General features: G+C 73.1%; 11 protein-coding genes. 3 read left to right on the plus strand and 8 right to left on the minus strand.

Annotation, left to right across the window (positions count from 1 at the left end; genetic code table 11):
* Positions 1–81: 81 nt before the first annotated feature.
* The 7 genes from rnc to recG all read right to left on the minus strand — a co-directional run bounded on the left by rnc (position 82) and on the right by recG (position 6,486).
* Positions 82–930, minus strand: a complete 849-nt coding sequence (gene rnc / locus OO68_RS34325) for a ribonuclease III (protein WP_033313178.1) — start codon at positions 928–930, stop codon at positions 82–84.
* A 7-nt stretch (positions 931–937) separates the two neighbouring features.
* A complete protein-coding gene (gene rpmF, locus OO68_RS34330) occupies positions 938–1,111 on the minus strand; it encodes a 50S ribosomal protein L32 (protein ID WP_003951102.1) in 174 nt (57 codons plus the stop codon).
* 2 nt (positions 1,112–1,113) lie between these two features.
* Positions 1,114–1,767, minus strand: coding sequence for a YceD family protein (locus tag OO68_RS34335; RefSeq protein ID WP_033313179.1), 654 nt, complete (start codon positions 1,765–1,767; stop codon positions 1,114–1,116).
* A gap of 124 nt (positions 1,768–1,891) precedes the next feature.
* Complete coding sequence (locus tag OO68_RS34340) at positions 1,892–2,965, minus strand: F0F1 ATP synthase subunit B (protein ID WP_033313180.1); 1,074 nt, start codon at positions 2,963–2,965, stop codon at positions 1,892–1,894.
* Positions 2,966–3,086: 121 nt separating this feature from the next.
* Positions 3,087–3,566: a pantetheine-phosphate adenylyltransferase gene (gene coaD, locus OO68_RS34345; RefSeq protein ID WP_033313182.1), complete on the minus strand. Its 480-nt coding sequence runs from the start codon at positions 3,564–3,566 to the stop codon at positions 3,087–3,089.
* 26 nt (positions 3,567–3,592) lie between these two features.
* Positions 3,593–4,180 carry a 16S rRNA (guanine(966)-N(2))-methyltransferase RsmD gene (gene rsmD / locus OO68_RS34350; RefSeq protein ID WP_033313183.1) on the minus strand — a complete coding sequence of 196 codons (588 nt, stop codon included), beginning with the start codon at positions 4,178–4,180 and terminating at the stop codon, positions 3,593–3,595.
* 80 nt (positions 4,181–4,260) lie between these two features.
* On the minus strand, positions 4,261–6,486 hold the full coding sequence (recG, locus tag OO68_RS34355; RefSeq protein WP_033313184.1) for an ATP-dependent DNA helicase RecG: 2,226 nt from the start codon (positions 6,484–6,486) through the stop codon (positions 4,261–4,263).
* Positions 6,487–6,674: 188 nt separating this feature from the next.
* Between recG and OO68_RS34360 the strand changes: the two genes are divergently transcribed.
* Together OO68_RS34360 and OO68_RS34365 are read left to right on the plus strand one after the other, a co-directional pair.
* A complete protein-coding gene (locus tag OO68_RS34360; protein WP_033313382.1) occupies positions 6,675–8,513 on the plus strand; it encodes an HSP90 family protein in 1,839 nt (612 codons plus the stop codon).
* Complete coding sequence (locus OO68_RS34365) at positions 8,510–11,449, plus strand: tetratricopeptide repeat protein (RefSeq protein WP_033313185.1); 2,940 nt, start codon at positions 8,510–8,512, stop codon at positions 11,447–11,449. Before OO68_RS34360 ends, OO68_RS34365 begins: the two co-directional genes overlap by 4 nt.
* A gap of 227 nt (positions 11,450–11,676) precedes the next feature.
* Here OO68_RS34365 and OO68_RS34370 read toward each other — a convergent pair whose 3' ends face one another.
* A complete protein-coding gene (locus OO68_RS34370) occupies positions 11,677–13,389 on the minus strand; it encodes a DAK2 domain-containing protein (RefSeq protein WP_033313186.1) in 1,713 nt (570 codons plus the stop codon).
* Positions 13,390–13,656: 267 nt separating this feature from the next.
* Between OO68_RS34370 and rpmB the strand changes: the two genes are divergently transcribed.
* Entirely contained in the window at positions 13,657–13,842 is a 186-nt protein-coding gene (gene rpmB / locus OO68_RS34375) for a 50S ribosomal protein L28 (RefSeq protein WP_003993230.1), read from the plus strand.
* Positions 13,843–13,963: the final 121 nt, after the last annotated feature.

Below are 13,963 nucleotides of genomic sequence, written 5' to 3' on the forward strand. Positions count from 1 at the left end.
TGGATGACGCGAGCGCCCGCCCCGGGCAGGGGCGGGCGCTCGGGTGCGCTGTGCTCGCCGCCCGGTGCGGGCGGCGGCGGTTCAGCCGTCGGCGGAGCCGTCGACGGCCGTGTGGGCGGCCTGAGCCGCCGCCGTCTGCGTCGCCTCGGCGGCCTTGGCGGCCTTGGCGCGCTCGTCCGCCGCGGCCCGGATGGACCGCCATGCGGACTCGGCGGCCTGCTGCTCCGCCTCCTTCTTGCTGCGGCCGGTGCCGGTGCCGTACGAGACGCCTCCGACGCGGGCGGCAGCAGTGAAGGTCTTCTCGTGGTCGGGGCCGGTCTCCGTGACCAGGTACTCGGGGACACCGAGCCCCTCGGTCGCGGTGAGCTCCTGGAGACTGGTCTTCCAGTCCAGGCCGGCTCCGAGGTTCGAGGACTTCTCGATCAGCGGGTCGAACAGGCGGTGCACCAGCTCCGCCGCCGAGTCCAGTCCCTGGTCGAGATAGACGGCGCCGATCACCGCTTCGAGGGTGTCGGCGAGGATGGATGCCTTGTCCCGGCCGCCCGTGCCCTCTTCACCCCGGCCGAGCCGGATGAAGGAGCCCAGGTCGAGCCCGCGGCCCACCTCGGCGAGCGCACGCGAGTTCACCACCGCGGCCCGCAGCTTGGCCAGCTGGCCTTCTGGGAGGTCGGGGTGGGTGCGGTACAGCGTGTCCGTGACCACGAGGCCGAGGACGGAGTCCCCGAGGAACTCCAGGCGCTCGTTGGTCGGAAGACCGCCGTTCTCGTATGCGTACGACCGGTGGGTCAGTGCGCGCACCAGAAGGGCGGACTCGAGCTTGTACCCGAGCCGCCCTTCCAGAAGCGTGTGGGACGAGGCCTGGTTGTCCGCCGGAGCACTCCCGCTCGCACGGGAAGACTTGTTCTTAGGCGTGGACACAGTGCCTCTCACCAGCCGCTCAGACCTCGAGGACCTGGCGCTTGTTGTAGGTGCCGCACGACGGGCACGCGATGTGCTGCTGCTTGGGCTCGTGGCAGCGCTCGCACGCAACCAGGGTGGGGACCGCAGCCTTCCACTGCGACCGGCGGTGGCGCGTGTTGCTGCGCGACATCTTCCGCTTCGGAACAGCCACGGCTACTTCTCCTGCTTCTCGTCGGCGCGTGCTGACTGAGGCGCGCCGCCGCTCATCTCGTCCTTCTCGCCGTCCTTCATGGTGCCGGCGAGTCCCTGCAATGCCGCCCAACGGATGTCGACGGCGTCGTGGTGGTGGTCCGGGTCGTCCGCCAGCCGCGCGCCGCACTCGGCGCACAGACCGGGGCAGTCTTCCCGGCACACCGGCTGCATCGGCAGTGCGAGCACCACCGCATCACGCAGCACGGGCTCGAGGTCGAACAAGCCGTCCTCGAGGAAGAGCCTGTCCTCGTCGTCCTCGGCGTCGTCGCCCGGTTCCGCGATCACGCGGCCCCGGTCGTCGGCGTCAGGGTACGAGAACATCTCCTGGAATTCCGCTTCGAGCTCCTGCTCGAGCGGCTCCAGACACCTTACGCACTCCCCCTCGGCCGCAGCACGGGCGGTGCCTGTGACGAGCACCCCTTCCATGACCGACTCCAGGCGGAGTTCGAGCTCCACCGGGGCGCCTTCCGGCACTCCGATGACTCCCTTGATACCGAGGTCCTGGGGAGCGTCGACCGTGCGGGTCAGGCGCTGCAGCGCACCAGGCCGCCGACCCAGCTCGTGTGTGTCGAACACGAGGGGGTTGCGGTGGTCGAGGCGGGCGTTCAGGGCCATTCCTGCTTTCGGTGAGAGCTCGGGGACGCCGCCCTTCGGTGTTCCCGGGCAGCGTTGATCGCGGACGTACACGCGACCGAAGAGCCAGGATACTGGACCTTTCGCTGTCGGCCCAATCCGGTCCTCAGCCCTGGCCCCGGCCCTGCTCGTAGGCCCGCAGCTGCTCGGCGCTGATCATGCCGGTGTCGAAGAGACTGGTCTCGTCGAGGGCGTAGCCCTGGTGGCCCTGTTGTTGCTGGTGGGCCTGCTGCGGCTGCTGCTGGGCCTGGTTCGGGTCGTAGGGGGTCTGCTGCGGGTCGTAGCCCTGGTAGCCGTAGGGGTCCTGCTGGTAGCCGTAGGGGTCCTGCTGGGCGGCGTAGGCCTGCTGCGGGTAGCCGCCGTAGGGGTCGGGCTGCTGCTGATAGCCGTACACCGGCTCAGGCTGCTGCGGCTGCGCGTAGTCCTGCTGCTGGGCGGGCCGCTCGGCCGGGGTCTCCTGGTCCGCGAGGGCGGCCAGGTCGGCGAGGTAGTCGGCGTCGCTGGAGTGCTGGACGGTGCTCGCGTCGTCGGCGAGGGCTCCGAGGTCGTCGGTGGCGATCCGGCCGTGCAGCTTCTGCCGGCCGCGGCCGACGGCCTCCAGGGTCTTGGCGAGGACCGCCTCGAAGGCGCCCAGCTTGACGTCGACGTACTCGTCGGCGCTGCGGCGCTGGGTCTCGGGGTCATGGCTGCGCTCGGGGGCGTCCTCGTCCTCGTAGCCCTGCTCGTCGGTGCCGGGGCCGGTGCCCAGGAGCTTCTCGCGGCCGCGGCCGACGGAGCCCAGGGTCTTGGTGAGGACGACCTCGAAGTTGGCGAGCTTGGAGTCGACGTACTCGTCGGCCTCGGCGCGGATCTCCTCGGCCTCCTGGCGGGCCTCGGCGAGGATCCGGTCGGCCTCGGCCTGGGAACGGCGGGCGACCTCGGTACCGGAGACCAGCGAACCGCGCTCGGCGTGCGCGCCCTCGATGATCCGCTGGGCCTCCTGGCGGGCCTGCTCGACCATCTGCTCCCGGCCGCCGATCAGCTCCTGTGCCTGGGCGAGGGAGTCGGGCAGCGCCGCGCGCACCTCCTCCAGCATCGCGAGCAGGTCGGCGCGGTTGACCACGCACGAGGCCGACATGGGCATGGACCGGGCGCCGGAGACCGCGGAGACGATCTCGTCGAGCTTCTTCTGCACGTCCACCGTGTGCTCGCCACTCTCTACAGATGCGTTGGAGACGGACGGGACGACTGTACGGCCACGGGGTCGCCCCGGGACACCGGGTGACGGGCAGTCAAGCCCCGGGAGGACGTCCGGGGCCGGTTCAGTCCTTCCGCAGGCGCTCGGTGAGGACGCCGAGGACCTCCGCGGGCACCAGGTGGGAGACGTCGCCGCCCCAGGTCGCGACCTCCTTGACCAGGGAGGACGACAGGAAGCTGTAGGTGGGGTTGGTGGGGATGAAGAGGGTTTCCACGCCCGAGAGGCCGTTGTTCATCTGGGCCATCTGGAGCTCGTAGTCGAAGTCGCTGACGGCGCGCAGGCCCTTGACGATGGCGGGGATCTCGCGCTGCTTGCAGAAGTCGACGAGCAGGCCGTGGAAGGCCTCCACGCGGACGTTGCCGTACTCGGCGGTGACGCGGCGGATCAGGTCGATCCGCTCCTCGATCTCGAACAGGCCCTTCTTGGCCTGGTTGATCATCACCGCGACATAGACCTCGTCGTACAGCCTGGAGGCGCGGGAAATGATGTCGAGGTGTCCGTTGGTGATCGGGTCGAACGACCCGGGACAGACGGCGCGGCGCACTTGTGTTCCCTCGCTCTCCGGTCCGGTCATCGTGCGTCTTCGCACGTAGAGGCGGCGCGACCGTACCAAAACGTTCCCTCGCCGTAGCGACGGGCCCGGAGGGGTTCGAAACCCTCGGGCCACCGGAATTCACCGCCTCTGGTGCTGCGCTCCACGGTGACGAGGGCATCCCCGGCGAGCCAGCCCTCCGAGCGGAGTGTGAGGAGGATCTCCCGAAGATCGTCGTCCGTGACGGCGTACGGGGGGTCGAGGAAGACGAGGTCGTACGGGGCGCCGGGGGGTGGCGTACGGATGATCTGTTCCGCTTTGCCGGATCTGACCTCGGCGCCGGGGAGGCCGAGGTTCTTCACGTTGTCGCGGACCGTGCGGACGGCTTTGGCGTCGGCCTCGACGAGGAGGGTGTGGCCCGCGCCCCGGGACAGGGCCTCCAGGCCCACTGCGCCCGAGCCGGCGTAGAGGTCGAGGACGCGTTCGCCTTCCAGGGGACCGCCGAGGAGGGACTGCCAGGTGGAGAAGAGGCCCTCCCGGGCGCGGTCCGATGTGGGGCGGGTTCCTGTGCCGGGTGGGACTGCCAAGCGGCGTCCGCCGGCTGTGCCGGCGATCACGCGGGTCATCTTCGGTCCTTGCTCGTGAGCGGCTTTCGGTATCAGTGTGGCTGGTCGCGCAGTTCCCCGCGCCCCTGGGCAAGCATCGCTCAGCCCTTTTCCAGGTACTGCTCCCTTTCCTCGTCCAAGAGGGCGTCCAGAGCCGTCCGGAGTGCGGGAAGCCGGGACAGCTCCGGGTCGGCGGCCACTACCGCCGTCGCCTCCTCCCTGGCCTCCGCGATGATCTCCTCGTCCTCGATGACGGCGAGGACCTTCAGGGAGGTCCTGGCGCCCGACTGGGCCTGGCCGAGGACGTCGCCCTCGCGGCGCTGTTCCAGGTCGATGCGGGAGAGTTCGAAACCGTCGAGCGTGGAGGCGACCGCGCCCAGGCGCTGGCGGGCCGGGCTCGCCTCGGGCATCTCGGTGACCAGGAGACAGAGGCCGGGGGCGGAGCCACGGCCCACCCGGCCGCGCAGCTGGTGGAGCTGGGAGACGCCGAAGCGGTCGGCGTCCATGATCACCATGGCCGTTGCGTTCGGGACGTTGACGCCGACCTCGATGACCGTCGTGGCGACCAGGACGTGCGTCTCGCCGGCGGCGAAGCGGCGCATCACGGCGTCCTTGTCGTCGGGGTGCATCCTGCCGTGCAGGATTTCGATCCGCAGGCCCTTGAGGGGGCCCTTGACCAGCTGGTCGGCCACGTCGAGGACGGCGAGGGGCGGGCGCTTCTCCGCGGCGTCCTCCGGGGACTGCGGCTTCTTCTTGCCGGACTTCTTCGGGTCGTCCTCCTCGTCGCCGATGCGGGGGCAGACCACGTAGGCCTGGTGGCCGTTCTCCACCTCCTCGCGGACCCTTTCCCACGCGCGGGACAGGAAGTGGGGCTTGTCCGCTGCCGGGACCACATGGCTGGCGATCGGCGAGCGGCCCGCCGGGAGCTGGTCCAGGACGGATGTCTCCAGGTCGCCGAAGACCGTCATGGCGACCGTGCGCGGGATGGGCGTGGCCGTCATGACCAGCAGATGCGGGGGTTGCTTGCCCTTGCCGCGCAGGGCGTCGCGCTGCTCGACGCCGAAGCGGTGCTGTTCGTCGACCACGACCAGGCCCAGGTCGTGGAACTGCACCTTGTCCTCGATCAGCGCGTGCGTGCCGATGACGATGCCCGCTTCGCCGGTGGTGAGGTCGAGCAGGGCGTGCCGCCGGGCGGCCGCACCCATGGAGCCGGTGAGCAGCACCACCTTGGTGGCCTGCTCGGCCCCGCTCAGCATGCCGCCCTCGGCCAGCTCGCCCATCATCTCGACGATGGACCGGTGGTGCTGCTGCGCGAGCACTTCGGTGGGCGCGAGCATGGCCGCCTGCCCGCCCGCGTCGACCACGGCGAGCATGGCGCGCAGGGCGACCATCGTCTTCCCGGAACCCACTTCCCCCTGCAACAGCCGGTGCATCGGATGGTCCGTGGCCAGGTCGTCGAAGATCTCCCGGGAGACGCGCTGCTGGCCGTCGGTGAGGGTGAAGGGGAGGCGGGCGTCGAAGGCCGTGAGGAGGCCGTCGGGGGCGGGCCTGCGGGGGACGGCGGGGAGTTGGGCGTCCGCGTGGCGGCGGCGGGCCAGGGCTACCTGGAGGACGAAGGCCTCGTCCCACTTGAGGCGGGAGCGGGCGTCCTCGATGTCGGCCTTGGTCTGCGGGCGGTGGATCTTGAGCAGGGCCTCGGGCAGGGGCACCAGGCCGCGGCCCTCGCGCAGGGACTCCGGGAGCGGTTCGACGGCCTCCCGGGCCGTGGGCAGGACCGTCTGGATCGCCTTGCCGATCTTCCAGGACTCCAGCTTGGCGGTGGCGGGGTAGATCGGGATCAGCGCGCCTGCCCAGGTCTCGACGGACTCCTCCGGATCGCCGCGCAGCAACTCGTACGCCGGGTGCGCCAGTTGAAGGCGGCGATTGAAGACGGAGACCTTGCCCGCGAACATCGCACGGGTGCCCGGCAGCAGTTCCTTGTGGGGCTTGTGGACGCCCGCGCCGAAGAAGACCAGTTGGAGCCGGCCGCTGCCGTCCGTGATCGTGACTTCCAGGCGCTGGCCCTTGCCGCGCGGGGCCTTGGCGGAGGCGAACGTGTGCAGGCGGGCGTCGGCGACCTGTGCGACCACCGTGACGTGCTCGTCCATGGGGAGGTCGGCGAGGTGCGTGAGCTGGCCGCGCTCCTCGTATCTGCGCGGGTAGTGGTGGAGGAGGTCGCCGACGGTGAGCAGGCCGAGGTGCTCGGCCATCACCTTCGCGGTGGCGGGGCCGAGCACCGACTTCAGGGGCTGTCGCAGGGGTTCTTCCAGTGCGGGCACGAGATCCATTGCACACCACGCCACTGACATCGGCGCCCAGGCCGCGGCCGGGACCGCCGTAAAGGTCCCGGAAACCCCTGGTCAGGCGGCTGGTTCGGGCCTTAGGATGACGCGCTCCCGGCCCCCTTCCGCGGTCACCGCCCCACCGGGACCGCCCTACCCCGCGCCGTCGCGAGTCCCCCACCGGCGCCGTGAAGATGGACTCCCAGACCTCACAGGCATCCCAGCCACCCCATTCGCCCTCGTCACCTCACACGTTCCAGGTCGACCTGCGTGGTCTGGTGGACCTGCTCTCCCACCACCTCTACTCCAGTCCGAAGGTGTACCTGCGGGAGCTGCTGCAGAACGCCGTGGACGCCGTCACGGCCAGACGCGCTACGGAACCCGACGCTCCGGCCCGGGTCCGGCTGTACGCCGAGGGCGGTGCCCTGCGGGTCGAGGACACCGGCGTGGGCCTCACCGAGGCGGACGTGCACAGCCTGCTCGCCACCATCGGGCGCAGCTCCAAGCGGGCCGAGGGGCTTCAGGAGGCGCGGTCCGATTTCCTCGGGCAGTTCGGCATCGGCCTGCTGGCCTGTTTCGTCGTCGCCGAGCGGATCCGGGTCGTCAGCCGCAGCGCCCTCACGCCCGGGGCGCCGCCGGTGGAGTGGACGGCGGCCGATGACGGTTCCTACACCGTGCGGACGCTGCCGGACGCCGAGCGGCCCGAACCGGGCACGACCGTGCACCTGGTGGCCCGGGCGGGTGCCGCGGAGTGGCTCTCGCCCGGGCGGGTCGAGGCGCTGGCCCGGGACTTCGGCTCGCTGCTGCCGTACGACGTCCGGGTCGGTGACGAGGCGGTCACCGACCTTCCGGCACCCTGGGACCGTCCGTATCCGGGCCCGGCCGCCCGGCGCGTCGCCCTCGCCCGGCACTGCCACGGCCTGTTCGGCTTCACACCGCTGGACACGATCGACCTGTCCGTGCCGCTGGCCGGCATCCGCGGGGTGGCGTACGTGCTGCCGTCGGCGGTCAGCCCGGCCCAGCGCGCCGGTCACCGCGTGCACCTCAAGGGCATGCTGCTGACCGAGCGGGCCGAACAGCTGCTGCCCGACTGGGCGTTCTTCGTGCGCTGCGTGCTGGACACGGACAGTCTGCGGCCCACGGCGTCGCGCGAGTCGCTGTACGAGGACGAGACGCTGGCGGCCGTACGGGAGGCGCTGGGCGGGCGGATCCGGGCCTGGCTGACGGGGCTGGCGGCCGGTGATCCGGAGCGGCTGGGCGCGTTCCTGTCGATGCACCACCTGGGCGTGAAGTCGCTGGCCCGGCACGACCGGGAGATGCTGCGCACGATGCTGCCGTGGCTGCCGTTCGAGACGACCGACGGGCGGCTGTCCCTGGAGGAGTTCGCGCAGCGGCACCCGGTGGTGCACTTCACGCGGACCGTCGAGGAGTACCGGCAGGTCGCGCCGATCGCGTCCGCGCAGGGCATCGGCGTGATCAACGGCGGCTACACCTACGACAGCGAGCTGGTCCAGGCGCTGCCGTCGGTGCGGCCGGGGACCCAGGTCGCCGAGCTGGACGCGGAGACGGTGACCGCGCATCTGGACGCGGTCGATCCGGCCGAGGAGCTGGCCCTGTCCGGTTTCCTGGCGGCGGCCCGGGCCCGGCTCGACCCGCTGGGCTGTGACGTCGTCCTGCGGGCCTTCCACCCGCTGTCCGTGCCCGCCCTGCACCTCGACGACCGGGACGCCCGGCACGAACAGGCCCGCGCGGACGCCGAGGAGCGGGCCGACGACCTGTGGGCGGGGATCCTGGGCTCCCTGCGGGGCAGCGCACCCCGCGCGCGTCTGGTGCTCAACCACCTCAACCCGCTGGTCCGCAGGATCAGCGCGCTGCCCGACCCGGAGCTGATCGGCACGGCCACGGAGTCGCTCTACGGGCAGGCGCTGCTGATGGCGCAGCGGCCGCTCAGGCCGGCCGACTCGGCGCTGCTCAACCGCGCGTTCATCGGCCTCCTGGAGTGGGCCACGCACAGCGAGGACGGTCAGGCATGACGGAGATCACGGACTTCGACGCCCTGCGCGAGGCGATGGCGGAGAACTCCGGGCAGCCGGAGGGGCCGGCCCGCAACGCGCGCGCGGAGGAGCTGCTGGCGGCGGCCGAGAAGCTGAACGTCCCGCTCGCCGTGATCGAGGCGCTCGGGCACCAGCTGAAGGTCTACAACTACAGCTCCGAGAAGGGGAAGATGTTCGTCCCCTTCGCGCGCCTGCTGCGCATGTGGGACGAACGTCCCGAGGACTTCGACGAGTACGAGACCCACTCGCTGCACTGGGTCTTCAAGTGGGTCTCGGCCGGCATGCTCGACCAGCCGCACGTCCCGCTCGCGTCGATCGAGAAGTGGCTCGGCGAGATGGAGCACCGCTACCGGCTCGCCGGGCACTCCGAACGGGCCGTGCGCAGCGCCGAGCACAGTGTGGCCGCGCACGTGGGGGATCTGGCGCGGGCCGAGCGGGCGTACGCCGCGTGGCTGGCGGCCGACCGCGACAGCATGGCCGACTGCCACGCGTGCGAGCTGCACGGCCAGGGCTGGTGGCAGGCGGAGCAGGGGCGGGACGCCGAGGCACTGGAGCTGTGGGGGCCGGTGCTGGAGGGCGAGTACACCTGCGCCCACGAGCCGCACACGGCCCTCGCGTCGTCCCTGGTGCCGCTGCTGCGGCTGGGCCGCGAGGAGGAGGCCCGGGCCAACCATCTGCGGGGCTTCCGGCTCGTCCGGGCGATGGAGAGCATGCGGGGCGCCTACGCGGAGCACGTGGAGTTCTGCGCGCTCACCGGCAACGAGGCGCGGGGCCTGGAGCTGCTCGCGGAGCGTCCGGCGTACTTCACGGACGACGGGCAGCCGCAGAGCAAGCTGGACTACATGAGCGTGGTCGCCCTGCTCATGGACCGGCTGACCGGGCTCGGGCTGGGCGACCGGCAGGTGCCGGGCCCGGCCGGGCGGGAGTGGACCGCCCGCGAACTCGCCGGGCACGCGCGCGAGGTGGCCCTCGCCCTGGCGGCCCGCTTCGACGAGCGCAACGGCACGGCGCACGTGAGCGAGCGGGCACGCGCGCGTATGGCGCGGCAACCGCTGGTGGAGCGGCTGCCGCTGGGAGTGCGGTCGGTACGGCCCATTCCCCCGCCCGCTCCCGCCGCGGCTCCGGCTCCCGCCACCGGGCAGCCGGATCTGCCCGCCCTGCTGGCCGAGGCGCGGCGGCTGTCGGACACCCTGCGGCCGGGCGCCGTGGAGGCCTGGGCGGCTGCCGCCGCGGCCGCCGGGGGCGCCGAACTGGACCCGCGCGACCGTGCCGAGATGGCCGACCACGAGGCGATGTCCCTCGGCCCCGAGGGCACCGGGCTCTTCGAACGGGCCGCCGGCCTCTACGCGGAAGCGGGCGACCCGGGCGAGGCCCTCGCGGCACGCGCGCGTGGGGCGTACGTCCGCGCACTCGCGGGTGACGTGGACGGCGCCGTCGCAGCGGTGACCGGCCCCTACGACGAGGTCCTCGCGCTGTACGCCGCCGACGGCACGGGCATCCGGCAGACGGCGTCCGTCGTGATGAGCCGGGCGAGGATCCTGACGCGCCGGGCGCACGGCGTCGAGGGCGACCCGGCGGCTCTCGCCGGGGCCGAAGCCGCCGTCCGGGAGGTCCTCGCGCTCGTCGAGGGCCGGACCGGGGAGGACGTACGGCTGGCCGCACGGGTCGCCGAGGCCTGGGCGATGCTCGGGGAGCTGGCCGGGCTGGCCGGGGATCTGGAGAGGGCCGCGGAGCTGTTCGCGCGGGGCGCTGCGGCGTTCGTGGCGGCAGGACTGCCGTGGTTCGCGGTGGAGTACGAGGCCCGGCTCGCCTCTCTGGCCCACCACCTCGGCGACATGACGGAGGCGGAACGGGCGCTGCGGGCGGCCCTGGAGCACGGCGGGGCGCAGCTGGAGGCGCCCGGGCGGGCCCAGCTGCACCTTCAGCTCGCCGAGGTGCTCGGCGGCCGGGGTGAGGCCGTGGAGGCCGCCCGGCACGCCCTGGAGGCCGCCCACTGGGCCGACGAGGCGGGCGAGTCGGCGACGCTGGGGGCGTGGGCGCGACAGCAGCTCGGCGGCTTCCTGCTGCGGCAGGGGCGGTGGGCCGAGGCCGCGGAGGTGCTGGAGTCGGCACTGCCCGACCTGACCGCCGAGACGCACGGCGACGGGGCGGTCGTGCAGACGCAGTGGTGGCTCGGCGACTGCCTGAGCGAGCTCGGCGAGCACCGGGCGGCCGCCGAACGGCGCCTGCAGGCCGCCGAGATCGCCCGGCACTGGCCCGAGCAGCACGACCACGCGACCCTCGCCCACCTGGCCGGGGAGTCCCTCGGCCAGGCCGGACTGGCGGCGGAGGCGGACCAGGCCTACGCGCGCGCGGGCGGCCTGTGGCGCGAGCTGGGCAACAGCCATGGCCTGATCCGCTCCCTGCGTGCCCGCGCCTGGCTGGCGCTGCGCGCGGAGGGCGGGCTGGGAGAGGCGCGCGGCCTGATGGCCGACGCCGTCCGGGAGTGCGAGGCGGCGCGGGAGGCAGCCGCCGACGAGGAGTCCCGGCAGCAGCTCGTCGCCGAACTCGGCCACACCCACCGGCAGTTCGGCGACCTGCTGGCCCGCTCCGCCCCCGAGGACGCCGAGGGCGCTCCGGTCCGTGAGGTGTTCGAGGAGGCTCTGGCCCAAGTGCTGCGCGCGGCCGAGGTGTTCGCCTCTCTCGGGGACGGCGCCCTGCACAGCCGCACCGGCGCGGAACTCACCGCGGGCCGGCTGGAGGCCGACCTGGGCCGCCCCGCGGACGCGGTGGCACGCGCGCGTGCGGTGCTGGCGGCGTACGAGGGACACGGCGGCGCGGAGGCGGCCGACGGGGACGGCGAGGGCGAGGTGGTCCGGGCCCGCCGGGCGGAGGCGGAGCAGCTGCTGCGGCTGTCGGCGGAGCGGCCGGACTGAGCCCGACGGCGACCTGCATGCCGAAAGGGGCCTGCAAGGGGCCGGTTCGCGGCCTGGTCGAAGCCGCAGCGGCCCGCGGCGGCCGGCTCCACGGACACGGCTGCGGACACGAGGACGGTGCCGGCTGCGGGCGTGGCCGCGAGCCGGAGCCGGCCGGCGACGGCGAGGCGGCCGGCGGGCACCGGCCCGTCGCCCACACCGCCGGTTCCGCCGGGGCGGACCTGGCCCTACTCCACGCCGATGAGGAGCAGGGCCCCCTGCCGGCCGCCCCGGTACACGACCGTGTCGACGGCGAGGTACCCCTCGCGGACCCGGCCCTCCAGATGGTCGGCGACGGCCTCGGGGACGTCGTCGCCGAGGACCAGGGTGACCATCTCGCCCCCGGCCGAGAGCATGCGGTCGAGAACGGTCTCGGCGGTCTCGGCGACGTCCGCACCGATCACGGCCACGTCCCCGTCGATGAGGCCCAGGACATCGCCGGCCTGGCAGATGCCGGCCATCGTCCAGGACTGGCGTTCGGCGACGGTGACCTCGGCGTAGCGGGTGGCCCCGGCGGCGGAGGTCATGGACACGACGTCCTCGTCGAAGCGGCGGTCCGGCTCGTGCACGGCCAGTGCCGCGATGCCCTGAACCGCCGAGCGGGTCGGGATCAGGGCGACCCGGATGCCCTCCGTGCGGACCTGCTCGGCGGCCGCCGCGGCGGTGTGGCGCAGCTCGGCGTCGTTGGGGAGCAGCACGACCTCGCGCGCGTGGGCCCGCCGTACGGCCTGGACGAGCTCTCCGCTCGCGGGCGGCTCCCCGGGGCGTGCGAGCACGGTCGTCGCGCCGGCCTCGGTGTACAGCCCGGCCAGCCCCTCGCCGGGCACGACGGCCACGACGGCCCGCTGGGCGCGTTCCCGGGGCGGCCGTTCGGCGCCGGTGGTGTGGACGTCGCCCGCGCCGAAGTGGGTGATGCGGATCCGGTGGGGCCGCCCGGCCTCGATGCCGGCCTCGACGGCGGCACCAGCGTCGTCCACGTGGACGTGCACGTTCCACAGCCCGTCGCCGCCGACCACGACGAGGGAGTCCCCGAGGGCGTCGAGCCGCTCCCGCAGCCGCTCCACGGCCTCGTCCCCGGCCTCCAGGAGGTAGATCACCTCGAAAGCCGGCCCTTTCTGGCCCGGCACGGCCGCGGGGCCGTCGGCGCACTCGTCCAGGACGCCGTCGCCCGGCGCGCGGTCCGCTGCGGGGGCCACTCGGCCTTCGGAGGGGTTGGGGTACGCACTTCCCGCCACCCCCCGCGCCCGCTCCCCCGTGAACGTCTCCACCAGTGCTCCGAGCACCGCGACGAGGCCCCGCCCCCCGGCGTCGACGACTCCGGCGCGCTCCAGGACGGGCAGCTGGCCCGGGGTCGCGGCGAGGGCCGCGCGGGCTCCGTCGTAGGCTGCCCGGGCGACGGTCCCGCAGTCGCCCCGGGCGCCGTCCGCGGCGTCGGCGGCGGCCGAGGCAACCGTGAGGACAGTGCCCTCCACGGGATGGGCGACGGCCCGGCGGGCGGAGTCGGCCGCCTGCCGCAGGGCGAGCCGCAGCCCCTGGCCGTCCGCGTGGGCGGGGTCGTCCTCGGCCAGCACCTGGGCCATGCCGCGCAGCAGCTGGGCGAGGATCGTGCCGGAGTTCCCGCGGGCGCCGATGAGCGCCCCGTGCGCCATGGCCCGGGCGGCGTCGGCGAGCGTCGGCCCGTCGGGCCCGGAGGCCGCCGCGTGCCCGGCGAACACCGCCTCGACGGCCGCGACCGCCGACTCGACGGTCAGATACAGGTTGGTGCCGGTGTCGCCGTCGGCCACGGGGTAGACGTTGATCGCGTCGATCTCCTCGCGCGCCCGCCCCAGGGTCTCCAGCGCGAGACCGCACCAGGTGCGCACCGCGAGAGCATCGAAGAATGTCTGCGGCACCTGCGCCACTAGGCCTCCCTGAGCTGCTGGACGTGGCTCGCAGCGTAGACCCCGGGGCGGTGCTCACCGGAAGAGGGAGGGGCCGGGCCCCTGAGCTGCCATGGTAGTTTCGTTTCACGGGTGCAGCCGTTGTATGCTGCTCCGGTTGCCCGATCCGATCGGGCCTTCCCCCTGGCAACGCCACTCAGATTTCGACCGGCTCAGCAGAGCCCGAGAATCTTGATCCCGGCCTGCCGGGATCAACCGTAAGTGCATCTGAAGTCTTTGGAGTGACCCGTGGCTGCCAACTGCGACGTCTGCGGCAAGGGGCCGGGCTTCGGCAACAACATCTCGCACTCGCACCGCCGTACGTCCCGCCGCTGGAACCCGAACATCCAGCGAGTGCGTACCGTGGTGGGCGGGACGCCGAAGCGCGTGAACGCTTGCACCTCGTGCATCAAGGCCGGCAAGGTCTCGCGCTGACGCTCAGCTAGCGCGCGGCCACTGCTGGTTGCTGCAGAGCCGGTCCACCTCTGGTGGACCGGCTCTTTGCCGTGCCCGGATGTCAGTGATCGGGCCCGCGCATCAGCGTCCCGGTCTGACG

Origin of the sequence: Streptomyces iakyrus, assembly GCF_000717055.1 — a bacterium.
Taxonomy (GTDB): Bacteria; Actinomycetota; Actinomycetes; order Streptomycetales; family Streptomycetaceae; genus Streptomyces; species Streptomyces iakyrus.